Source organism: Solidesulfovibrio sp. C21, from assembly GCF_047785625.1.
Classification (GTDB): domain Bacteria; phylum Desulfobacterota; class Desulfovibrionia; order Desulfovibrionales; family Desulfovibrionaceae; genus Solidesulfovibrio.
The window spans coordinates 80,258-101,916 of the sequence record NZ_JBLODY010000005.1 but is presented as its reverse complement, the minus strand read 5'-3'; the positions used below and the strand labels follow the sequence as shown (position 1 = coordinate 101,916).

At 63.8% G+C, this 21,659-nt stretch carries 19 protein-coding genes and 1 tRNA gene; 9 read left to right on the top strand and 11 right to left on the bottom strand.

Annotation, left to right across the window (positions count from 1 at the left end):
* Positions 1 to 163: 163 nt before the first annotated feature.
* Together ACMZ6R_RS03150 and ACMZ6R_RS03145 are read right to left on the bottom strand one after the other, a co-directional pair.
* Entirely contained in the window at positions 164 to 610 is a 447-nt protein-coding gene (locus ACMZ6R_RS03150) for a Fur family transcriptional regulator (protein WP_416109435.1), read from the bottom strand.
* A gap of 9 nt (positions 611 to 619) precedes the next feature.
* Positions 620 to 1,294: a DUF47 domain-containing protein gene (locus ACMZ6R_RS03145; RefSeq protein ID WP_416109434.1), complete on the bottom strand. Its 675-nt coding sequence runs from the start codon at positions 1,292 to 1,294 to the stop codon at positions 620 to 622.
* Positions 1,295 to 1,472: 178 nt separating this feature from the next.
* On the opposite strand from ACMZ6R_RS03145, the gene trmD reads away from it, so the two are divergent.
* From trmD to ACMZ6R_RS03125, 4 genes are all read left to right on the top strand, one after another.
* The gene (gene trmD / locus ACMZ6R_RS03140) at positions 1,473 to 2,750 is read left to right on the top strand and encodes a tRNA (guanosine(37)-N1)-methyltransferase TrmD (protein WP_416109433.1); all 1,278 of its coding nucleotides are present in this window, start codon (positions 1,473 to 1,475) and stop codon (positions 2,748 to 2,750) included.
* An 81-nt stretch (positions 2,751 to 2,831) separates the two neighbouring features.
* On the top strand, positions 2,832 to 3,185 hold the full coding sequence (rplS, locus tag ACMZ6R_RS03135; protein WP_416109432.1) for a 50S ribosomal protein L19: 354 nt from the start codon (positions 2,832 to 2,834) through the stop codon (positions 3,183 to 3,185).
* Positions 3,186 to 3,283: 98 nt separating this feature from the next.
* Positions 3,284 to 3,904: a ribonuclease HII gene (locus ACMZ6R_RS03130; RefSeq protein ID WP_416109431.1), complete on the top strand. Its 621-nt coding sequence runs from the start codon at positions 3,284 to 3,286 to the stop codon at positions 3,902 to 3,904.
* Positions 3,905 to 4,169: 265 nt separating this feature from the next.
* Entirely contained in the window at positions 4,170 to 4,589 is a 420-nt protein-coding gene (locus ACMZ6R_RS03125; RefSeq protein WP_416109430.1) for a YraN family protein, read from the top strand.
* Between the two features lie 70 nt (positions 4,590 to 4,659).
* Here ACMZ6R_RS03125 and ACMZ6R_RS03120 read toward each other — a convergent pair whose 3' ends face one another.
* A complete protein-coding gene (locus ACMZ6R_RS03120) occupies positions 4,660 to 5,094 on the bottom strand; it encodes a hypothetical protein (RefSeq protein WP_416109429.1) in 435 nt (144 codons plus the stop codon).
* Positions 5,095 to 5,240: 146 nt separating this feature from the next.
* Between ACMZ6R_RS03120 and ACMZ6R_RS03115 the strand changes: the two genes are divergently transcribed.
* A tRNA-Phe gene (locus tag ACMZ6R_RS03115) sits at positions 5,241 to 5,316 on the top strand.
* A gap of 747 nt (positions 5,317 to 6,063) precedes the next feature.
* Here ACMZ6R_RS03115 and ACMZ6R_RS03110 read toward each other — a convergent pair.
* Genes ACMZ6R_RS03110 through ACMZ6R_RS03075 form a run of 8 tightly spaced genes read right to left on the bottom strand, consistent with a single transcriptional unit; the run spans position 6,064 to position 13,846 of the window.
* Positions 6,064 to 6,792, bottom strand: a complete 729-nt coding sequence (locus ACMZ6R_RS03110) for a FeoA domain-containing protein (protein ID WP_416109428.1) — start codon at positions 6,790 to 6,792, stop codon at positions 6,064 to 6,066.
* Positions 6,786 to 8,942: a heavy metal translocating P-type ATPase gene (locus ACMZ6R_RS03105; RefSeq protein WP_416109427.1), complete on the bottom strand. Its 2,157-nt coding sequence runs from the start codon at positions 8,940 to 8,942 to the stop codon at positions 6,786 to 6,788. Before ACMZ6R_RS03105 ends, ACMZ6R_RS03110 begins: the two co-directional genes overlap by 7 nt.
* Positions 8,939 to 9,172 carry a hypothetical protein gene (locus tag ACMZ6R_RS03100; RefSeq protein WP_416109426.1) on the bottom strand — a complete coding sequence of 78 codons (234 nt, stop codon included), beginning with the start codon at positions 9,170 to 9,172 and terminating at the stop codon, positions 8,939 to 8,941. Before ACMZ6R_RS03100 ends, ACMZ6R_RS03105 begins: the two co-directional genes overlap by 4 nt.
* Positions 9,156 to 9,500, bottom strand: a complete 345-nt coding sequence (locus ACMZ6R_RS03095; protein ID WP_416109425.1) for a YtxH domain-containing protein — start codon at positions 9,498 to 9,500, stop codon at positions 9,156 to 9,158. The genes ACMZ6R_RS03100 and ACMZ6R_RS03095 overlap by 17 nt, the downstream gene beginning before the upstream one ends.
* Before the next feature lie 13 nt (positions 9,501 to 9,513).
* Positions 9,514 to 9,903 carry a hypothetical protein gene (locus ACMZ6R_RS03090; protein WP_416109424.1) on the bottom strand — a complete coding sequence of 130 codons (390 nt, stop codon included), beginning with the start codon at positions 9,901 to 9,903 and terminating at the stop codon, positions 9,514 to 9,516.
* A gap of 27 nt (positions 9,904 to 9,930) precedes the next feature.
* The gene (locus ACMZ6R_RS03085) at positions 9,931 to 11,268 is read right to left on the bottom strand and encodes a hypothetical protein (RefSeq protein WP_416109423.1); all 1,338 of its coding nucleotides are present in this window, start codon (positions 11,266 to 11,268) and stop codon (positions 9,931 to 9,933) included.
* A gap of 13 nt (positions 11,269 to 11,281) precedes the next feature.
* Complete coding sequence (locus ACMZ6R_RS03080; protein WP_416109422.1) at positions 11,282 to 11,599, bottom strand: hypothetical protein; 318 nt, start codon at positions 11,597 to 11,599, stop codon at positions 11,282 to 11,284.
* Positions 11,600 to 11,602: 3 nt separating this feature from the next.
* Positions 11,603 to 13,846, bottom strand: coding sequence for a heavy metal translocating P-type ATPase (locus tag ACMZ6R_RS03075; RefSeq protein WP_416109421.1), 2,244 nt, complete (start codon positions 13,844 to 13,846; stop codon positions 11,603 to 11,605).
* 568 nt (positions 13,847 to 14,414) lie between these two features.
* Here ACMZ6R_RS03075 and ACMZ6R_RS03070 point away from each other — a divergent pair.
* From ACMZ6R_RS03070 to ACMZ6R_RS03055, 4 genes are all read left to right on the top strand, one after another.
* Positions 14,415 to 15,395 carry a helix-turn-helix domain-containing protein gene (locus ACMZ6R_RS03070; protein ID WP_416109420.1) on the top strand — a complete coding sequence of 327 codons (981 nt, stop codon included), beginning with the start codon at positions 14,415 to 14,417 and terminating at the stop codon, positions 15,393 to 15,395.
* Between the two features lie 244 nt (positions 15,396 to 15,639).
* On the top strand, positions 15,640 to 17,361 hold the full coding sequence (locus ACMZ6R_RS03065) for an ABC transporter ATP-binding protein (protein WP_416109419.1): 1,722 nt from the start codon (positions 15,640 to 15,642) through the stop codon (positions 17,359 to 17,361).
* On the top strand, positions 17,358 to 19,124 hold the full coding sequence (locus ACMZ6R_RS03060) for an ABC transporter ATP-binding protein (protein WP_416109418.1): 1,767 nt from the start codon (positions 17,358 to 17,360) through the stop codon (positions 19,122 to 19,124). The genes ACMZ6R_RS03065 and ACMZ6R_RS03060 overlap by 4 nt, the downstream gene beginning before the upstream one ends.
* Before the next feature lie 442 nt (positions 19,125 to 19,566).
* The gene (locus ACMZ6R_RS03055) at positions 19,567 to 21,657 is read left to right on the top strand and encodes a TonB-dependent receptor (RefSeq protein WP_416109417.1); all 2,091 of its coding nucleotides are present in this window, start codon (positions 19,567 to 19,569) and stop codon (positions 21,655 to 21,657) included.
* Positions 21,658 to 21,659: the final 2 nt, after the last annotated feature.

Here is a 21,659-nt window from a genome sequence, read left to right as displayed (position 1 = left end):
CCTCCTGGCCAAGGGCCTGTTTTCCCGCCTGGGCGGGATCGGTTTTTATGGATAGTCATTCTCTACAAGAGACGGGAAGGCGTGGCAACGGAAAACGGGAAAAAAGCGAGACCCCGACCAGAATTTCCGGCCAGGCGCGGCAAAATGGCAGGGGGAACGGGGACTAGACGCCGTGTTTTTTACGGCAGCGCGGACACAGGCCGAAAAAATCCAGGCGGTGGGAGCTTATGGCGTAGCCGCTGGCTTCGACCAGGGAGGCGACGAAGCGCTCCGTGTCCGGGGCGGGCGGATCGGCCACGGCCCCGCATTCCACACAGATGCAGTGCGGATGGGGCGTTGGGTGGATGGCGTCGTAGCGGTTTTCCCGGTCGCTGAATTGCAGCTCCAGGATCTCGCCGCACTGCTTGAGCGCGGTAATGGTCTTGTAGACCGTGGCCAGGCTCATGGCCGGGAAACGCGGCAGCAGCCGGCGGTGGAGCGCCTCGGCCGTGGGATGGTCGGGGCTGCCGGCCAGTTCGCGCAGGATTTCCAGACGTTGGGGAGAAATGCGGTGCCCCTGACGGCGCAGATGCGCCACCATGGCGTCGAGGCGGGTATTGCCGACGGTCATGGGAAAACCTCAGCGGGCGAGCATGGCGCGCAGGATGTCGGCGCAGTTGCCCGCCTTGCGGCTGGCCCGGTAGACGTATTCCACAAAGCGCACCACCTGATAGACGCGGCCGAATTCCATGTCCGTGCCGTAGGCCGCGGCGATAAGCGACCGCTTGGCCCGGGACACGCGCTTGTGCTGGTCGCGCACGGCCTGCATGGCCCCTTTGACCGCGTCGCGCTCCCCCTTGCCGTACAGGATATAGTCCACCGCGTCGGCAAGGGCCGGCTCCAGCAGTTCCACGCTGCGGGCCGCCTCGGCCACGCAGTCCCCCATGGCCGCGCGAAGGGGCGGGGGCACCACGAAGTCGTCGAGGTCGAGCCAGACGGCGGCTTCCAGGATGGCGTCGAGGATATCGTCCTGTCGCTGTGTATAATCGAGAAAAAGGGTCTTATCGACCACCATGAGCCCGGCCGCCGGCAGGTGGTTGCGGATGCGCCGCTTGATCTTGTCGGCGGCGCCCTCCAGGATGTCGATCTCCCCGACCAGGGCGGCGAAGGCATCACCCGGGCAGGCATCGAGGCAATGCCGCAGGGCCTCGGCCAAAAGCGCCATGCCCCTGCCCACGGGCCGGTAATGGTCGCACAGCCCCGGCAGGTAATCCTTGCGGCGCGGACCGAGAAAGCGCAGGGCGCGGGGCAGCATGGCGGGCTCCTTGGCGTCGGGGATGAGGGCGTGGACCTGCCTCAGCCATGCGGCAAAGCGCCCGGGCCTGTCAACCGCCGCCCGCGCGACGCGCCCTTGTCAGGCCCGGCCCGGCCGGCGTAGTGTATTTTTTTCCCTAAAGACCGGCCCTGGGCCGACAACGCACGGGCGGGACTCCTTGCGCTTCACCATCCTCAGTATCTTCCCGGAATTTTTCGATTCCTTCCTGTCCTGCGGGCTTATGGCCAAGGCGCTGGAAGCCGGCGTGGTGGCCGTTGACCGGGTCAATCCCCGGGATTTCGCTACGGACAAACACCATACGGTGGACGACAGACCCTACGGCGGCGGGCCGGGCATGGTCATGGGCCTGCCGACCCTGGTTACGGCCCTGCGCTCCCTGCCGCACCCCGGCCGCCTGCTCATGCTGTCCCCGGCCGGACGGCCGCTCACCCAAAAATTCGCCGAAGAGTTGGCCGGGGAGGAGGATCTTACCCTTGTCTGCGGCCGCTACGAAGGCATCGACGCCAGGATTTTCGACCTGTTCGACATCACCCCGGTATCGGTGGGCGATTTCGTGCTGTCCGGGGGCGAATCCGCCGCAGCCTGCCTGATGGAATCCGTTTCCCGGCTGGTGCCGGGATTCATGGGCAAGGAGGCCTCGGCCGACGAAGAGAGCTTCGCCTCCGGGCTTCTGGAATACCCCCACTACACCCGGCCGGAGGAGTTCGAGGGGCTGGCCGTGCCGCCGGACCTTTTGACCGGCCACCACGCGGCCATTGCCGCCTGGCGGCGCAGGCGCTCCCTGGAAACGACCCTTTACCGGCGACCGGACCTGTTCGACGCCACGATCCTCTCGGACGGGGACATGGATTTTTTACGCGGCCTCCCCCGCGCGCGGCCCGGACGCAACATGCACATCGCGCTGGTGCACGGTCCGGTGCTGCTCAAGGACGGAAAAGTCGGCACGGTGTCTTTGACAAACCTTGACGTCCACGATATAGCGCGCGTTTCCCGCACCTACGGTCTGGGCGGCTTCGAGGTGGTGTCCCCGCTTCGGGACCAGCTTACCCTGGCCGGCCGTATCGTCGGCCATTGGCGGGAAGGTCCGGGGCTGGCCGCCAATCCGGACCGCAGCGAGGCGCTGTCGCTGGTGCGGCTGCACGAGGATCTGGACGCGGCGCTTGACGCCGTGGGCAAGGATCACGGACAGCCGCCGGCCCTGATCGCCACCAGCGCCCGGGGGCCGGCCACAATGTCCTTCGCCGCCGCCAGGGAGCTTATCGGCAAACGCCCGGTCCTGGTCGTACTCGGCACGGGGCACGGGCTGGCGGACGCGGTGCTGGATCGGGCCGACGGCATATTGCCGCCGCTTCGACCCTTTTCGGACTACAATCATTTATCGGTGCGGGCCGCGGCCGGCATCCTCACCGACAGGCTGCTTGGCGACGTCCTGTGAGGCGTGCGGCAGCGGCAAACAAGACATTCCAAGGCCGAATGCGGCGCGCGCGCCGGACGGCCTTACCGAGGAGAAAGCGTCATGAACGTGATCAAGCAGATTGAGCGGGAGCAGATGCGCCTGGACATGCCGGCGTTTCGTCCCGGCGACACCGTCAAGGTGCACCTGCGCATCATCGAGGGCGAGAAAGAGCGCATCCAGGTGTTCCAGGGCGCTGTGCTGCGCCTGCGCAAGGGTGGCGTCAACTCCACCTTCACCGTGCGCAAGGTGTCCGACGGCGTGGGCGTGGAGCGCGTGTTCCCCATGCACTCCCCGTTTATCGAGCGCGTGGAAGTGGTGACCCAGGGCAAGGTGCGCCGCAGCCGGCTGTACTACCTGCGCGCCCTTCGCGGCAAAGCCGCCCGCATCAAGATCCGGACCACCTGGGATTCCTAGTCCCGGCAAAACGCCGTGGACCAGACCCGGACCCTTTCCGCGGCCGTCGCCTGTCTGGCGGGAATATTTCCGCCCGGCGGGCGCGGCCGTCTTTTGTCATGGCCGTAAACCTCCTTATGGCCGGCGTGGACGAGGCCGGCCGGGGCTGTCTGGCCGGACCGGTCGTGGCCGGGGCGGTGATCCTGCCCGAGGCCTACGATTTACCCTACCTGACCGACTCCAAGAAACTTTCCGCCGCCCGACGCGAACGGCTCGCCCCGGCCATCAAGGCGCAAGCCATCGCCTGGGCCGTGGGCATGGCCTGGCCGGTCGAGATCGACCGCATCAACATCCTGCAGGCCACCTTCGCGGCCATGTCCCGGGCCGTGCGGGCGCTTGGCGTCAGGCCGGATATGCTTCGCATCGACGGCAACAAGTGCATCCCCGCCGCCCACCTGGCCATCATCGACGCGCCCCCGCCCCAGGAGGCCATTATCGGCGGCGACCTGAGCGTGCCGGCCATCTCGGCCGCCTCGATTCTGGCCAAGACCTGCCGCGACAAGCTCATGACGATTTTCGCCCGGCAATTTCCCGGCTACGGCTTCGCCGCGCACAAGGGCTACGGGGCCAAGGCCCATCTGGCCGCCCTGCGGGAGCTTGGCCCCTGCCGCCTGCACCGCCTGACCTTCCGGGGCGTCCTGCCCGAAACGGCCCGCCAGATGCCCCTGCCGGGCTGTTAACCGTCCTCCCCCTGCCCCCACGCCGGCCCTGGACACGCGTCCCATCCCCGGAAGCGCTTCCAACTCCCGCGTATGCCCCTTTTCCGAAGCCCATTCCCGCCCCTGGCACGCGCAACCAGTTCTTGCCCTTATGAAAAGAAAAGCGTTTTCTCCTTCCGAAAAATGGAAAACACTTTCTCCATCGCCCCCCTTTGAAAGTTTTTGAAAGGGGTCCAGGGGGAAACTTTTTTCAAAAAGTTTCCCCCTGGCCGCCGGAGGCATCCTTATGACCCCACCACCACCATCGCCATCACCGCCGCACTTGCGGCTGGGCCGGGCTGGCGAGGACGCGGCGGAGGCGCTTCTTGGCGGCAAGGGCTATGCCGTGCTGGAGCGCAATTACCGCACGAAGGGCGGCGAGGTGGACCTTATCTGCCGGGACGGGGACACGCTCGTCTTCGTGGAGGTCAAGACGCGCGGCCCGGGGAGCCTGGCCCGGCCGGATCAGGCGATCACGCCGGCCAAGCGGCGGCGGATCGCGTTGGCCGCGGCCGTCTACCTGTCCGAGCGGGATTTGTGGGAAATGCCCTGCCGTTTCGACGTGGTGGCCATCGTCGTGCGCGATGGCAGCCATACGGCCACCCATCTGCCGGATGCCTTTGGCGTGGAGGATGCCCTGGATACGGGGCGCTTCTATCAGCCGTGAGGGGGAGAGCGCGAGAGGGGCTGCGGCCCTTTCGAACGGGTTTCCCCTCTCGCACATTCCAAGCGGAATGTCAGTCGTTGGCGTCGACTTCGCCGCAGGTGTCGTCTTCGGACAGGGAAAACGCGGCGGCGGCCTCGAAGATACGGGCCTCCACGTAGCTGACGGCATTGTCCTCGTCGGAATCCACATCGAAGCAGTAGCCGTCCTTGGAGAGCAGGCCGCCGGGAATGAGGTCGCCGCGCTCCTCGGGGTCGGTGATGGTGTCGGCGTAAAAGCACACCGAAAGAAATTTTTCACCGTCGAGGGAGGCCACGTCGACCATGGTGATCACGGGCCGTCCGTGCGGGGGCTCGGCGCGCAGGCTATAGGTCATGGGCGGCCGGGGCACGAAGGAAACGGTGACTTCGTTTAAGCCGTCGAGCACGGATTTAAGGCGCAGGAAGGCTTTTTTGACGCCGCTCGGATCGTCGGTCCAGTCGTTGATGAAGGCTTCAAGTTCAGTCATGGCGGGCCTCCTAGAGGTAGAGCAGGATGAACAGGTAGGTGGATAACCCGATTACGGAAAAAATGAAATCGCTTCGCAACATGGGATTTCCTCAAAAAAAGGGTTGCCAAGCCCAAGGGCGTGGGATAAATACCGTCTCTCGCCGCGCCGAGGTAGCTCAGTCGGTAGAGCAGGGGACTGAAAATCCCCGTGTCGGCAGTTCAATTCTGTCCCTCGGCACCATGGAAATCAAAGGGCCCGCTGCAAAGCTGGCCCTTTTTTCTTTTGTCTGAGCCATAGTTTTCTCCCCGAACTCCCCTCTTTGAAAATAAGGGGAATGCATTGCAGTCAAAATAGCCCAGGCCCGCAGGGATGGGAAGCGGCCCGGGGGACTGCCCCCCCTGCCCTCCCCTGCCTAACGCCATCGCCTTGCCCTCTCCCTTCCCCAAAGAGGAACCGCTCACGAGGTCAGGTTCTGACCTCGTGAATCCAGGCGATTTCGGGACTGGTCTCAGCGAAGAAGGCGGTCATGACGTCGGCGAGAACAGGGAAGATTCTTTTGCCGCGCAAGCGGCATGTCTGGCGCAAGGACAGGATTCGTTCAGCCCAACCGCTCCTTTCTCGCTGACGGTGCCAAAGCTGGCTTTTCGCCACGACACGGCAAAGCGCAGGAGGCGTTCGGCAGGGTCATGCGTCGGAACAAAGGCGGCTTCCGTGAGAAACAGCCACAGAGGATCCCTTTCGTCGATGAGACGGCGGCTTCGTCTGGCCGGTCGCTGTACTTGGACAGCAGGCGAATGAAACGCGCATGGAGCATGTTCCATTCGCCGGCTGTGGGCGGCGGCCAGAGCCCCTCTCCTCCCTCTTCTCCGCCTAGTGTCACGTTCCGTAAATAGCTATGCATTATCTTACAGTCGGAACTCCTGAAAATTGGCTTGAATACTCATATCTTAGCCAAAATAAACGCATGCTTATTTGTGGAACATCACACTAGGAAGCCTCGGCATCTGCCTTCACGAAAATTCTCGTGGCGTCCTTATCCTGGAAATAGAGGCGCAACCCATCCTGCGTCGTGCAGACGATGGGCGTTTTTTGCGAGAACGTCACCACCTGTCCTGCCGCCACCTGCGTCAGTTCAAGCCGGACGCCCGGCCGTATGCCCAAGGATTCAAGGCTTTCGCTGGCATGCGCGCCGGCAAGGATCTGTCGAACCGTAAAGCCCTCGCCGACGCCGACCGAGCAGAACTGGGCGGTCCCGCTTGGGGTGTCGCCCAAAATCTTCGTGGCCAGGCCTTCGTTGATCTGAATGCGCTCCTTCCCGTTGACCACGGCCTTGTAGAGCATCGGCGGCAGGCGGCGCAAAAACGTGATGCGGTCGTTTTCCCGCACACCAAGCGTAGCCAGGGTTTCTTCGATATTCTGGTGCCCGGTGAGGCCTTCCACATGGCCGCTGTCGCCTGGGACGCACTCCAGAAGGGGCAGCCGACTGTTATCGTCAAGATGCACGACGACCTTGGCAGCCAGCCAACCGCTCAACGTGATTTCGCCAGCCGGACCGATGATTTTGGCCGGTCCGATGGCAACGCTATCATCCAGGCGCGTCAGGGACACCCCTTCGTTCAGTCCCAGCCGGGACATGTGCGCCGCGAATTCATAGCCTGCGATCCTGTCAATGATCAGGGGCACTCCGACGGGAGCTGCGGCAAGCGTCGTCAACATACTTCCTCCCTGCGTGGCGCTTGGGGTGCGGCAAGCGCGGTTGGCGCCAATGGCCGTGAGGCCGCCATGGCGGCGTAACCAAGAATCCCGACCGTCGTCGCATTGTGCAGCAACGCCGCGAGCACCGGGGACATCCCGGCGGTGGCCAGCAGCATGATCAGGGAATTGCAGCCGATGGTGGCCCCGAACGTTTGGCGGATGATGGCATTGGTCCGGATGGCGGCCTGCCTGGCCACGACGAGGGTGTGCAAATCCTCGTGCAACAGGAGAACCTGCGCCGCTTCCCGGGCCAGATCGGCTCCCCTGGGCATGCAGATGCCCACATGGGCGGTCACCAGGGCAGGCGCGTCGTTGACGCCGTCGCCGACGAAGGCCGGCGTGTGTCCTTCCCGCTTGAGGCGTTTGATGATGGCGGCCTTGTCCTCGGGTTTGAGTTCGTAATGCAGGTCATCAATCTGGGGGAGCTGGCGCACCAAAGCCTGGGCCGTGTCCTTATGGTCGCCGGTCAGCACCACGATCTTCCTGATGCCGGAAGCCTTGAGTGCTTCCAATACGGCCGAGGCCTCCGGCCTGGCATCGTCCCGAAGGGCGATGAGTCCGGCCAGCTTCCCCTGCCTGGCGACATAGAGGAGCGATTTGCCCTGGCGACGGAGCTTGCTGGCTGTATCCTCCATATGGGTACACGCGACACCCTCGTCCTCGGCGATAAAATGATGGCTGCCCACCAGGATGTGCTTGCCATCTATGGAAGCGGCCACGCCATGGGCCACGATAAAATCGACACGGCTGATCGGCGGCAGCGGGATATCGCGTCGTTTGGCCTCGCGCACCACCGCCCGAGCCACGGGATGGTCGTAATGCTCCTCCGCGCCGGCGGCCAGGGCAAGCACTTCGGTCTCGGAAAATCCCTCGCCGGGAATGATCTCGGTGACGGTAATCTGGCCTGTGGTCAGGGTCCCGGTCTTGTCGAAAACGATGGTGTCCACATCCTGCAAGGCGTCCAGGGCGCAGGCGCCCTTGAGCAGCACACCGGCCTGCCCGGCGGCGTACATGCCTGAACGCACGGCCACGGGGCTGGCCAATTTCACGGCGCACGAGAAATCGACGGTCAGGACCGAGGCCGCCCGATTCACGTCACGGGTGGCCAAAAGCATAAGACCGCCAAGCCCCAGGGTGACGGGGACGAGCTTGTCGGCCAGGGCGGCGCTTTTGGTCTGGGTCTTGGACTTCCCGCGCAGGGACTGATCGATGAAGCGGCCGATGCGGGCCATGGAGGTTTCCGAACCGACGCGCTCCACGGTGATGGTCAGCCGGCCTTCCTCGACCACGGAACCGGAGATGACCGCGTCACCGGGCCGGATATGGACCGGCACGGATTCACCGGAAATGGAGCTTTGGTTGACGGAGGCTTCTCCCTCGGCCACGACGCCGTCGATGGGGATGAGTTCACCGGCACCGCACACGACGAGGTCGCCGGCAGCGACCTGGGCGACAGGCACCTGCACTTCCACACCGTCGCGGACGACCCAGACGGTTTCCACCGGGGGGCGCATCAGGCCCTTGAGCAAGGCCGTGGACCGTTGCTCGCTTTGCCCTTCCAGGTACTGGCCCAGGGCAAGCAGGGTCGTGATGGAGCCGGCGGTGAAATATTTGCCCCGGGCCAGGGCCAGGGTAATGGCCGTGGCGTCGAGGGTCTCCACCTTGATGCCGCGCGTGACGAATGTTTCGACACCCTTTATGATGACGCCCATGGCCAGGCTCCAACCGAGCAACGCCTTGGCCGGCCAAGGAAACGCCTGGGAAACAATGGTGACCAAGGCCTTGACGGCCACGTCCGAGCCGGTGACCGCAGCCTCGGCATCCCCTGTTAACACGAAGGCCTCGCCCGGCACCTCGGCGAGACTTTGGACGATTTTTTCCCACGTTTCGCGCCGGCCGTCATAGCCCAGGATGAGACAAGCCCCCCGGACATTGATCCGGACTCCGAAAACACCAGGCAGGGCTTCCAGGAGGGCTTGGAAATACACGATATCGAATGCGGGATCGCCAATCAGGGCGGATTTCAATCGCACGCGTCGGGAAAGGGCGTGGGCCACCCGGAAGTGGCCCACGCGCGTCCCGGGCGTCGGAAACGCCTGGGGTGAGATCATGCAAAGCGTCCTTTGGCAATTGCGTTTTGCGGATACAGCGTCCAATGCCAATACGAGAAACCCACCAGCGCCACGCCCGCGCACAAATGCAGATTGCGCGTGCCCTGGGTCCGGGATCCAGCCAGGCGGGAAAGCAACCCGGTGGCCACCAGCGTCCCGAGGGAGACGCTCATCCCGATTTTGGCCAGTTCGCGCTGCCGGGCAATGTCGCTGTTATTTCTTGTCCGCATCGGTCTTCATGCTCATTTCGGCCTTGATGTCCTGGATCTGCTCCTTGACCTCCTCCACGCTGCCCTGGACCGAGCTCCAAAGCGTCACCACGCCCTTGACCATGGCGCGCTGCACCTTGGGATTGGTCAGCAGATACGTGGCGGCCGCGCCGAGCAGCAGCCCCTTGATGTAGCCGGAATCGGTCACGGCGAACCAGCCCTGGGTCCACGAGGTCGGCGCCGGAGCATAGGACCCGGACGGGGCGGCATATCCCGAGGGATCGGCCTGGGCGTACTGCCCGGCTCCCGTGGCATACGGATACTGTGGGTATTGCGGATATTGGGACATGGTGGTTTCCTGGCTAAGCCTTCTTGTTGGTGGCCTTGACCGGCGCTTCGGCATTTTTTTTCGCTTCGCGGGCGGCACTCACTACACCGTCGTACAGGTACTTGGTGCCGATGCCGACAACGGCCATGGTGGCCAGGGCCAGGGCGCCGTTGCGGAAGACCAGGCCGCCGGCGGCCGTGCCCACGGCCGTGGCCAGGCCCGTGCCCAGGGACTCCTTGACCACGTCGCCGAGCATCTCGCCGCGCTCCATGGTCCCGGCTTTCACATCCCGCATGTCGCGGGCGGCGGTGACGATGCCGCCGAGCAGCCCGCCGACGAGGCCCATGGTGGCCACGGCGCCGACGGGAAGGTTGGTCAGCCTTTGCTGGGTGGGATAGGCCTGATTGAACTGGGTAGGATACATGGCAATTCCTTCTGGTATGGTTGGCGGTTACGCGTTCGGTTCTGTTGCCTTGCCCCCGCCGAAGATGGCGGAAAAGCTGTCGCCCATGGCGGATTTGACGGAGCTGTTGGTCAGGACGAAGGTGGCAAGCGCGCCAACAATGGCCCCTTTCCAGAAGTGCGTGCCATTAGCTGTCAAAAACGAGGCGATTTTGACCGGGTCGGCCTTGCCCTGCATGATTTCGTTGCACATGGTCAGCATCTGGCCGTAGCGGTTTTGCAGGTGCTGCGGGTCCTCGGCCCCGAAACCGGGCATGCCGGCCATGGCCGCGAAAGCCGGAGCGCCGAACCCGGCCTGCCCGGCGAAACCAGGGAACCCGCCGAAGCCGGGGTTGCCTTTTTTCCCGTCGCATCCGCCATGTTCGGCCTCCGGCCCCGGACCGGCGGCCATCCCCGGCTGGGGACCGTAGACCGGCTGCGGGCCCTGGGGGCCGTACGTCATGCCGGGCTGCGGGCCGTATGCGGGCTGAAAACCGTACGGCATACCGGGCTGCGGACCGGGAACCATGCCCGGCTGGGGAGGAAATCCCGGCTGCGGACCAGGCATCGCGCCGGGATGGGGGCCAGGGGACATGCCGGGCTGGGGGCCGTAGGCCGGCTGCGGGCCCTGGGGACCGAACATCATACCAGGTTGCGGTCCATATCCGGGCTGGAAGCCGTACGGCATGCCGGGCTGGGGACCAAAGGGCATCCCCGCCTGGGGACCGTAAGGGCTTTCAGGGGCGGCTTCGTGTTTGCCGCACGTGCAAACATGCCCAGGCTGGTCATGGCCGGACGGACCGGACGGCTTGTCCTGGGGACCGCCCTTGGGGCCTCCATTGTCTTGCGGGGCAGCGTACCCCTGCGGCCCGGCGTACCCTTGCGGGGCGGCGTAGCCCTGCGGTCCGGCGTAACCTTGTGGGGCGGCGTACCCTTGCGGGGCGGCGTAGCCCTGAGGTCCGGCGTAACCTTGTGGGGCGGCGTACCCTTGCGGGGCGGCGTAGCCCTGAGGTCCGGCGTAACCTTGTGGGGCGGCGTAGCCCTGTGGAGCGCTTTCGTGCGGGGCTGTCTGCGGGGCGGCGTACGCTTGCGGTCCGGCCGGTGCAGCAGCCAGTTGCGAACCGGTATAACCCTCCTGGGGGGTGTTCACGGCGGCTTCGGCACAACCTGCCGCGTTCCCTCCGGCCTGGACTTGGGCCTTTTGCTGCTGTTCGCCCTGCTGCGAAGCAGCGGCCTGCCCGGGCGCGTAACCGGACGGTCCGGCCTCGGACGACCCGGCGAAGGCCGCTTGCGGGCCTGTCGCGGGCGAGCCCATGGCGCATCCTTCCTGATACGTCGCGTTTTCCATTCCGTGTTCTCCTCTAGGCTTGGGGTGTCACGCCAAAAAAATTGGCGAGCGTTTCGGCCAGCGCCTTGGCGCGTTCGTCATCGGCACCGACCAAAAATTCTTCCAACACAGCGGGATCGATCCTTTTCGGGTCATAGGAGACGACGAGGGACCGGGCCACGGGATTGAGTCGCGTGGCAAGGACAGCGGAACCATTGGAACTCCAGTTCCCGAGTTCCCGGGCCGCCGGATGCTGGCGCAGGCGCGGATCCAGCCGCAGCCGCAGCCGGCCAGGCACGTGATGCACGACGTCGACCAAGGTGCGCATTTCCAACAGTTCCTGCATGTTCATGGACTATGCTTTCTCCGGTTCGGGTTTGCGTGGCTGCCTCGTCGGTATCACGCGGGTTTCCGGCACAGCCGCCTCCGGCAGGGACAAAAGCAGCCGCGAGGAATTGGCCAGCACGCCAAGCGTGTGCACGATGTGCAACAGCCCGGCGGCCATGGGCGAGAGAAGGCCAAGCGCTCCGGCAAAGGCCCCGCCGATGTTGGTGGACGTGGCGATCCAGAAGTTCTGCCGCGCCACCAGCAACGTGCGGCGGCTCAAGTCGCGGACGTACAGAATGTCGGCAAGATCGTCCCGGACAAGCGCGATGTCCGCCGCCTCGATGGCCACGTCCGCCCCGCCGGCGCTCATGGCGATGCCGATATCCGCCTCGGCCAGGGCCAGGGCGTCGTTGATGCCGTCGCCGACCATGATCACCGAGTGCCCTCCCTGCTGAAGCTGGTTGACGATAGCACCTTTTTGCTCGGGTAATATCGAATGGTGGCACAAATCAATATCTAATTGACGGCACAGATCAAGAGCTGTTTTTTCCGTATCACCTGTCACCATGGCTACCGTGGACACCCCTGTGCGCGTCAGGGCGGAGACCGTGGACTTGGCGTCAGGCCGCAACTCGTTGGCAAAGGCCAATGCAGCGAGGATATCCTTGTTTTTTGCCAGAAAAATGACCGTCAACCCACGATCCATAAGTGGGGTGACGTCCTGGATCCGTGCGCTTGTTTCTATACCGATTTCATCAAGATATCCACGGTTACCCAGGCGGATGACATCCTCGCCGACCACGGCGCGCACGCCCTTGCCCAGGGTGAAATCGCACACCACATGGGAGATGGGGTCGATCTCCCTGGCCACGGCCTCGTTGCGGATGGCCAGGGCCAGTGGATGATGGTTGTGCATCTCGGCCGAATAGGCGAAGCGGAGCAGCGCGTCCTCGTCGAGTTCGGAAAAATTGAGGATGCACTCGATGCGCGGCTGGTTGCTGGTGAGCGTGCCGGTCTTGTCGAAGCAGACCGTATCCGCCTTGCCCACCTCTTCCAGATACCGCCCCCCCTTGATGAGAATGCCGCGTTTGGCGGCGGCGGCGATGGCGGCGGAAACGGCGGTCTGGGCGGAGAGGACGGTGGCGCAGGGGCAGGCCATGACCATCATGACCGTAAACGCCCGCCACAGGCTGGCCGTGGTCAGCAGCGTGAGTCCCGTGGCCGCGATCCCCAGCCGCACCATGGACCGGGCCAGATTGTCGGCCACGGACTCGATGGGGGCCTTGTTTTCCAGCGAATCCTCGACCTGGCGCATGATGCGGGCCAGGTAGGTCCGGTCGCCAACGCATTCGGCCCGGACCTGGATGAGCCCCTGGCGCACGTAGGCTCCGGCGAAGACATTGTCGCCCGGGCCGACATGGGCCGGCTCGGCCCGTCCGGTGATGGGCGAATCGTCCACCAGGGCCTCGCCCGCGATAATGCGGCCGTCGACAGAAATCTTCTCTCCCGTGTGCAGCACCACGATGTCGCGCGGTTTGACGGCGGAAACCGGCACCTCCACCTCGACGTCCCCGGCCAGGATGAAGGTGTTTTTGGCCGTGAGGTCCAAAATGGCCGAAATGGATTTGCGGGACCGCTCCGACACCCAGGCCTTGAGGGTTTCCGCGCCGCTTTGGATCCAGAGAATTTCCAGGGCGGTAAGGGCCTGCCCGGAAAAGGTGGCGGCCGCGCAGCCGGCGGCCAGGAAGCCCTCCAGGGTGAAGCGTTTCTCCCGGGCGTGGCGCAACGACTCCCGGGCCACGGGCACGGCGGCGGCCAGGGCGATCAGCCCCAGCGGCGACAGGGCCGCCTCGGAGAGCACCGCCCCGAAAGCGACCTTGCGCACGAAGACGTAGACCATGACGCCGGAGAGCGAGAGGAAACGAACAAGTTGCCGGCCGACGTTCGACCGTGACGGGGCGGACCCACCGCAGGCACAGGCGACGCGGGCGCCCGACCGCGGCAATGCGGCCGCGGCAGTACCTCCCGAGGCTTCCCGGATGGCCCGCACAAGGCATTCCGCCCCGGTCTGGCAGGCATCGTAGGCAAGGACAATGGCGGCGCAGGCCGGGTTCACGCGCACGGACCGCACGCCGGGCAGGGACTGGCAGATCGCGGCCAGGCCGGGCGCGGAGCTTCCCGGACGGACCCGCACCCGGAGACGGCCGGGGATGCTGTGCCGGATCGAAACCGAGGGGGGGGTGGGCCGCAAGGTATGTTGGGACTGTGCCAAGGAGCAGTTCCTTTCTGCCGACGCCGCCGTACAGCCACACCCGTCTGAAAAAACGAGAGACCTCTCGTTTCGGAGACGGTGACGGCGGCGTCGGTGTGTTTGGTTGCGAATACGATCCTCAATCAGGGGCGAGCCGATTCGGCATACGCACGCCGCCGCGAGGGAGGCGAAGCACGGTCCGTCGACCACCGAAAAGGCCGCCCATTTCCAGTTCGACTCCCGGACGAGGGCCAGCACAGCGGCCATGCAGAGCGTGTCGACGTGGCCACAACTTCCTTCCTTTCACTCTGCCGTCTTTCCATGACGGCGTCAGGCGCGGGCATGTTTTGACGCTGGGTATTCCGGCTTGTTTTCTCGAGCGGGTTTGGATATAAATGAAAATCATTTTCATTGTCAATACACCCCGCTTCTCCAATCCTTGGTTGCCAGTGCGATCCCAGGTTGCAGCCAAAAGCGGGCCTGGCAGGATCGAACGCGCGCTACGAACGACACCAATAGGCTTGATTTTGTCGGTATTGGCGATCAAAATCCGCGACGGCATACGTGGATAAAATTTTTAAGGATCCTTATGAAATACCAGTTTAACGTCACAAGCAAGCCGGAAGGATGCGCGCATCACGTCGAATATCGGGTCAAAGCCAAGCAGGGGGTGATGTCCGCCGCAAGCCGGGTCATTGCCCTGCGACCGGAACTTCTCCTCAATATATCGGCCGTGCGACCCGGCATCGAGGCCAAATTCAAATTTGAAATCGGCAATGCACCGGTGCAATTCGGATTCATCGTGTCGGGCGCCAATCGCTGCACGTATTACGATGGCGCTTTAAAAAACCAGACACATCTCCTTAATAAAGGGTGCAACGGTATTTATTATTTCCCTGAAACATCGGGCACCCTTGAAAGTGATCATGACGCCGGGGTATTCGTTGTAAGCATCCTGACAACACCATTATTCCTGGATAGTTATTTTAAAGATGACAAAAGGAGAATTTCTTGCGCATTCAAAAAAGTCATCGCTGAACAAAAGGAACAGTTTTATTGGCGAGGAACGGAAAGTTCCGCCAAAATGTCGCTTCTTATGCAAATAATACATAATGAATATACTGACGGCGTTCAAAAAATGTTTTTGGAAAGTCGGGTGCTGGAACTCTTGGCGTGGCAGCTCAATGAATGTCTTGGTGCTGATCCCGATGAAAATCGAAACAAACAATCCTTGCGAACAAAGGATGTGGAACGCATTCAGGCCGCCAAGGAACTGCTTGTCAAAGATTTCGAAAATCCGCCGAACGTGGCCATGCTGGCCAAGCTGGTCGGCATCAATGAAAAAAAACTGAAAATCGGATTCAAACAAGTCTTCGGGCGGCCTGTTTTTGAATACTTCCGCGAATATCGCTTGGAGCGCGCCCGGGAACTGCTTGTTTCCGGCGATGTGACCGTAAGCGAAGCCGCGTATCAAATCGGGTATCAGAGCCTGAGCCATTTCAGCCGGGCCTTTCGGGAGCGCTACGGCCTTAACCCCAAGGATTATGGGCGCGTCCGGGGGGGATTCTAAAAAAATCGCGGCTGCGGGCGGTGCTGGCGGCCGTGCCGCCGGGCATGGGAAGGCCCGTGCCGCCCCCCTCCTCCGTTTTCGAACGCGCCGCCGAGGCTCAGGCGTCGGCCGGTCGCAATTCCCTTCGCGGATCAAGAATCGTCCCCCCGCGGGTTAGCGCGGGTCGACGCCCCCCTGTATGGATGGTGTGACTGACTGCCAGTCATGTTGCTGCGGTCAAAAGATCCAACAGGGAGCCGCGTTGATGTACGGATCTATCGTAAAGCTTGTTGGCCCCATTGCCGACAAATTCGCCCTGAGCGTCCTGCTCGGTTTGCTGATCACGGCCTGCTATGCGGCACAGGGTATTTTTCTGGCCTTGGCCCTGGTGCGCCTCATCCTGGGGGCGGGGGGCGGTGAGGCGACGCCATGGATTGCCGCCTTTGCCGTTGCCGCCTTGCTGCGGGCCGGTTTGATCTGGGCTTCGGAAATCGCCTCCACCGCCACGGCCCAGGCCGTCAAAACCCAGTTACGCGGAAAATTGTTGTCGCATCTGCTCACCCTTGGGCCGGGCATCACCCTCAAGCAGCAGACCGGCGATCTGCAAACCACCCTCGTCGCCGGGGTCGAGGCGCTGGAAACCTATTTCAGCCGCTACCTGCCGGCGATCGTCATTGCCCTTTTCGGCTGCGGCGGCGTGTTGGCCGCGCTTTTTTATGTGGATTGGCGCTCGGCCCTGCTGCTTGGCCTTTTCGTCATCGCCTATCCCGCCGCCGACTGGTTCTGGTTGCGCTGGCGGATGCCCAAACACGCCGGCATGTTCGAAGCCATGGGCGCCTTTGGCGCGTATCTGCTCGACAGCATCCAGGGCATCGTCACCTTGAAGGCCTTTGCCGCCACGCGGGCGCGTCGCCAGGCGCTGGCGATCCGGGCGCAGGCGCTTCGACGCCAATCCATGGAGACACTGCGCCTCACACTCGTGCGCCACGGCCTCACCGGTCTTTTCACCCTTTCCGGCATTGCCGTGGTGCTTGCCTACGACAGTTGGCGCATCGCGGCCGGGGAGCTTGCGCCCTTGCCGCTTTTCATGACGCTCTTTCTCGCCCGGGAGGCCTTCCGCCCCCTCGAACGGCTGGAAAAGGAATTCCACACGGCCTGGTCCGCCGGGGGGGCCGTGGAGCCGATGCTGACGCTTCTGGCCGAGCGGCCGCCGGTCGGCGAACCGGACCATCCCGCGCCGGTGCCCCGGCGCCATGACCTCACGTTCGAGCAGGTCACCTTTGCCTATGAAACCGACACGACGGCGGCCCTTTCGCATCTGTCGTTCACCGTGGCCGAAAACGAATTCGTCGCCTTGGTCGGTCCTTCGGGAGCCGGGAAATCGACACTGGTCTCGCTGCTTCTGCGGTTTTTCGATCCCCAGGAGGGAACGATCCGGATCGGCGGCACGGACATCCGGCAATTGCCGCTTCACCGCCTGCGGGAACTCTTCGGCGTCGTCTCCCAGGACACGGTGCTCTTTCACGGTTCGATCGAGGACAATTTGCGGATCGCCAAGCCGGACGCCAGCTCCGACGAAATCCGCGCGGCGGCCAAGGCCGCCCACATCCATGGCTTCATTGCGAGCCTGCCCGACGGCTATGCGAGTCAAATCGGCGAGCGCGGCGCGAAACTCTCCGGCGGCCAGCGCCAGCGGCTTTCCATTGCCCGGGCGCTGCTCAAAAATGCGCCCATCCTCATTCTCGACGAAGCCACCTCCAGCGTCGACAGCCTCACCGAACGGGCCATCCGCGAAGCCATCGAAGCGCCGGCCGCGCGCCGCACGACGCTTGTCATCGCCCATCGCCTGTCCACCGTGGCCAAGGCCGACCGCATTCTCGTCCTTGAGGCGGGAAATGTGGTCGAGGAAGGCGCGCACGAACAGCTTGCCCACGCCCACGGCGTCTACGCGAAACTCATGGCCGCCCAGGAAGGAGTCGCCGCATGACCACCATCGCATCCGCATTGTCCGCTGCCGACGGGGACGAAAGCCGGGGCGGACTGCTCGGCCTTATTCCCCTTGTGAAAAGCCGCTGGGGACTGCTCGCCTGGACCATTCTTTCCGGCATTCTCAACCAGGGAGGAGCGCTTGCCACCTTCGCCATCGGCGCCTGGTTGGTCGGCCGGGCGGCAACCGGAACGCCGCCGGCGGAGCTTGTGCCCGGATTTTGGATTCTCGGCATCGCCGTGGCCATTGCCGTCGGCGCGCGCCAGTGGCAGGCCTATGTGTCCCACGAACTGGCCTTTTCCCTCATCGAAATCCTGCAGGTCGGGATTTACGACGGCCTGGAACGCTCGGCCCCGCGCTATGTGCTGGGCCGACGCACCGGCGAGTTGGCTTCGGTGGCCACGGCGGACGCGGAGCTGATGGAGCATTTTTATGCCCATACGCTCGCCGATTACGTCGGCGCCATCATCGTCCCGCTGGGCGCGCTTGTCTTCCTCGCCTTTTTGCATCCCCTGGCCGCGCTGACGCTGCTGCCGTTCATGCTCCTCGTTGCCTCGGTGCCGTATTGGCTGGCCAGCCGGGCCGGAGCCCAGGGCCGCGTCGTCATGGAGCACCTGGGCCGGCTCAACGCCGATACCGTGGAAACCATCCAATCCCTGCGCGAACTGGCCATTTTCGGCCGGGAAAAGGACTTTCTCGACCGCCTTCGCGAACGGTCGCAAACGCTTGCCGCGGCGCAACGCCGCTACGGCATCCGCGCCGGGCTCGAACACGCGGCCATCGATCTGTCCGTGGCCGGCGCGACCCTGGCCGCGGCGATCGTCGGGCTTTGGCTGCTGCGCGCCGGAGACCTGCCGCTGGCCTCTTATCCGCTCATGCTGGTGCTGTCCGGAGCGGCGCTCATTCCCATCGTCGAGGTGACCCAAACCGCACGCAAGCTCGGCGAATTGCGGGCCGGCGCCCGGCGCATCCTGACCATCTTCACCCAGAAGAGCTGCGTCCGGGATGACGGCCAGGCCCCGATCCCAAACGACACGACCTTGTCCTTTGAAACCGTGGGGTTTCGATATGACGCCGCGGGCGGGAAGCCGGTTCTCGACGGGATCAGCCTGACGCTGCCTCCCGGGAAAATGGTGGCGCTGGTCGGCGCGTCGGGAGCGGGGAAAAGCACCTGCGCCGCGCTGGCCCTGCGCTTTTGGGACGTGACGGGCGGGGCCATCCGGCTTGGCGGGCGGGACATCCGCGAGCTTCCCCTGACGGCCTTGCACCGGGAAATCGCCTGGGTCCCCCAGGAGGTGCATCTTTTCAACGAGAGTGTTGCCGACAATATCCGACTCGGGAAGCCCGAGGCCTCGCTGGCGGATGTGGAACGCGCGGCGCGTCTGGCCCAGGCCCATACGTTCATCACGGCGCTTCCGGAAGGCTACGACACGCGCTGCGGCGAACAGGGGGCGCGGCTTTCCGGCGGGCAGCGGCAGCGCATCGCCATTGCCCGGGCACTGCTCGCAGAAGCGCCCATCCTCCTCCTTGACGAGGCCTCATCCAACCTCGACAGCGAAAACGAAGCCGCGTTTCAGGCCGCCCTGGCCTCCATTCGCGGCAAGCGGGCCATGTTGGTGATCGCCCATCGGCTTTCCACCATCAAACACGCCGATCGGATTCTGGTTATGGAGCGCGGACGCATCGTCGAACAGGGAACCCATGCCGAGCTCCTCGCCAAAGGCGGCGCCTACGCCGCCCTGGCCGAAGCATCGGAAGACTGAGCCGGGAACCTGCTCCGGCTTGCGCGTGGGCCCCGCCCAGGGAGCTCACGCGCAAGTCCGTCCCCCCTTCCCCAGGCCTGCCCCTCCTCGCGCCAAGCCGGCAGCTGGCGGACGGAAGATGCCCGTCTGACAGCGGTCATGCTCTTTCGCGCGCTTCATGGCGCCGCGCATGCCGCCATTGCGGGATTGACGCCGCTTGCTCGTTCCGTCTGCCTTGCCGCGGTGCTCCGCTTTTGCCGCCGCGTGCCTGGCCTTGCCTGAAAAAATTCCCCGCTCGGATCAAAAATTGACCCGTCTCGGGTTAGCGCGAACGCATGTCCCGATATATTGATCCTGAAAATCAATTTCGTCTCAATTCCGTGCCACACTTCCAAGGACGTTCGATCCCGGTCGCTGGCACAGGTTTTCGGGCGAAGCCTAAGCACAGGGGGGGTCTTCGTTCATGCTGGTGTTGCGACTTCTCATCGTCTTCATATTGCTGCTGTTGCCTGCCGCCGCCTTCGCCGAAGACAACGCGGATAAGGAGAAAGGCGCGTCCGAAAAACGCAAAACCCTCGTCCTCGAGCCGGTGACCGTCACCGCCACCAAGCGCGAGGAAAGCCTGGGAAAAGTGCCTGCCAGCATTTCCACGGTGCCCGATACGCAGATCGAGGAAATGGGCGCCTGGAAACTTGGCGAGGTGCTGGACACGCTGCCGAACGTCTGGATGAAAAACGCGACGTCCGGGGATGGCATCGTGATTCGCGGCCTGTCGTCTTTCGACACCTCCATCTATTCGCCGGTGGGGCTCTATGTGGACGACGTGCCCTATCCGGTGACCTACATGCAAAACCTGCTTTTTCTCGACGTGGAGCGCATCGAGGTGCTGCGCGGCCCCCAGGGGACGCTGTACGGCCGCAACAGCGAGGCCGGCGTGGTCAATGTGGTGCTCAAAAAACCGGACAACCAGGTGCGGGCCAGCGTGTTTTCGGATTACGGCAGCTACAACACCCTGCGCGCCGGCGCCAATGTCAGTACACCCCTGGTCAAGGACAAGCTCTTTCTGGCCGGCAATTTCGTGCGCTACCAGACAGACGGCTACATGCACAACGAGTACAAGGATGACGACAAGGCCGCCAAGGACGAATCCATGCGGGGCCGGGGCGTGTTGCGCTGGACGCCGACCGATGTCTTCGATCTGCGTCTGGCCATGGACGCCAGCCACACTGACAAGGGGATCGGCAGGCTGCGCTACGAAACGGGCTCCAACGCGACAAAACGCTTCAACGTCATGTCGGACGCCTCGGATGACGCCGAGGAAAATGTCATCACCCCATCCGTCACCGCCAAGTATTCCGGCCCGGTGATGGAGGTGACCTCCATCACCAGCTACATGGATTACCGCTACCAGTTTCAGTCCGATCTCGACCGGACGTCCACGTTCAAGAGCTATTCCGATCAGGATCTCAAGCAGCACGGCATCACGCAGGAGTTGCGGTTCGCCTCGCCGGGCAAGCAGCGACTCAACTGGCTTTTCGGCCTGTTCGGCAGCTCCACGCAATCCGACATCCAGATGAACCGCATCCGCTCCGTCTCCAAGGCTTCCACGTATGCCGACACGGACGCCACGGAGTCGAGCTGGGCCGCCTTCGGCCAGGCGACCTATTCCATTTTCGACAACCTGCGCCTCACGGCCGGACTGCGCGGGGAATACGCCCTGGCCCACGGCGGACAGACCTACCGCACCGGCTCGACGAGACTGGTCGGCTACAGCAAGGAGCTCGATTCCTTCGAGGTCCTGCCCATGGCTTCTCTGGCCTACGACGTGACGCCCAATGTCACGGCCTATGCCACCTGGTCCAACGGCTTCCTGGCCGGCGGGTTCAATTATTACACGGCCGACAGCCTTTCGACCTTTTATTATCAGCCCGAACACACCACGAACTACGAAGTGGGGCTCAAGACCAACTGGTTTGACCAGAAGCTTACGGCCAATGTTTCCGTTTTTTATACCGACATCCGCGACAAGCAGGTCCGCGAGGATGATCCCGACGGCGGCGTGGGTGTGTGGAAGTTCACCAACGCCGGCCGGGCCCATTCCCAAGGCGTGGAAGTCGAGTTGACGGGAAAGCCGCTTGCCGGCCTCGAACTCCAGGGGGGGCTCGGCTACACCTACTCGGTTGTCGACGACTGGAGCGTCAACCAGGACGGCGTGCCCTACAGCTACAAGGGCAAGCGCCTGCCTTGGGCCCCGGATCTCACCTACCACCTCGGCGCGGGATATGCCCATCCCTGCGGCCTCTTCGCCCGGGCCGACCTCTACGGCGCGGGCACCCAGTATTTCGATGCCGAAAACAGCCTCAGCCAGGACGGCTTCGCCCTGGTCAACGCCCGTGTCGGCTATGCCTTCAAGCAGTGGGAACTCGCCCTGTGGGGCAAGAACATTTTTGATGTCGACCATGCCACCAAAAAGGTTCGCGACAGTTCGGGCGACATGCTGGTCGAGGACGGCGAACCGCAAACATTCGGCGCTTCACTCACCTGGAGGTTTTAGAC

Excerpts from the sequence above, each read along its gene's own strand:
- ACMZ6R_RS03150 (WP_416109435.1), bottom strand. The coding sequence starts at position 610 with ATGACCGTCGGCAATACCCGCCTCGACGCCATGGTGGCGCATCTGCGC.
- ACMZ6R_RS03145 (WP_416109434.1), bottom strand. The coding sequence starts at position 1,294 with ATGCTGCCCCGCGCCCTGCGCTTTCTCGGTCCGCGCCGCAAGGATTAC.
- rplS (WP_416109432.1), top strand. The coding sequence starts at position 2,832 with ATGAACGTGATCAAGCAGATTGAGCGGGAGCAGATGCGCCTGGACATG.
- ACMZ6R_RS03130 (WP_416109431.1), top strand. The coding sequence starts at position 3,284 with ATGGCCGTAAACCTCCTTATGGCCGGCGTGGACGAGGCCGGCCGGGGC.
- ACMZ6R_RS03125 (WP_416109430.1), top strand. The coding sequence starts at position 4,170 with ATGACCCCACCACCACCATCGCCATCACCGCCGCACTTGCGGCTGGGC.
- ACMZ6R_RS03120 (WP_416109429.1), bottom strand. The coding sequence starts at position 5,094 with ATGACTGAACTTGAAGCCTTCATCAACGACTGGACCGACGATCCGAGC.
- ACMZ6R_RS03110 (WP_416109428.1), bottom strand. The coding sequence starts at position 6,792 with ATGTTGACGACGCTTGCCGCAGCTCCCGTCGGAGTGCCCCTGATCATT.
- ACMZ6R_RS03105 (WP_416109427.1), bottom strand. The coding sequence starts at position 8,942 with ATGATCTCACCCCAGGCGTTTCCGACGCCCGGGACGCGCGTGGGCCAC.
- ACMZ6R_RS03100 (WP_416109426.1), bottom strand. The coding sequence starts at position 9,172 with ATGCGGACAAGAAATAACAGCGACATTGCCCGGCAGCGCGAACTGGCC.
- ACMZ6R_RS03095 (WP_416109425.1), bottom strand. The coding sequence starts at position 9,500 with ATGTCCCAATATCCGCAATACCCACAGTATCCGTATGCCACGGGAGCC.
- ACMZ6R_RS03090 (WP_416109424.1), bottom strand. The coding sequence starts at position 9,903 with ATGTATCCTACCCAGTTCAATCAGGCCTATCCCACCCAGCAAAGGCTG.
- ACMZ6R_RS03085 (WP_416109423.1), bottom strand. The coding sequence starts at position 11,268 with ATGGAAAACGCGACGTATCAGGAAGGATGCGCCATGGGCTCGCCCGCG.
- ACMZ6R_RS03080 (WP_416109422.1), bottom strand. The coding sequence starts at position 11,599 with ATGAACATGCAGGAACTGTTGGAAATGCGCACCTTGGTCGACGTCGTG.
- ACMZ6R_RS03070 (WP_416109420.1), top strand. The coding sequence starts at position 14,415 with ATGAAATACCAGTTTAACGTCACAAGCAAGCCGGAAGGATGCGCGCAT.
- ACMZ6R_RS03065 (WP_416109419.1), top strand. The coding sequence starts at position 15,640 with ATGTACGGATCTATCGTAAAGCTTGTTGGCCCCATTGCCGACAAATTC.
- ACMZ6R_RS03060 (WP_416109418.1), top strand. The coding sequence starts at position 17,358 with ATGACCACCATCGCATCCGCATTGTCCGCTGCCGACGGGGACGAAAGC.
- ACMZ6R_RS03055 (WP_416109417.1), top strand. The coding sequence starts at position 19,567 with ATGCTGGTGTTGCGACTTCTCATCGTCTTCATATTGCTGCTGTTGCCT.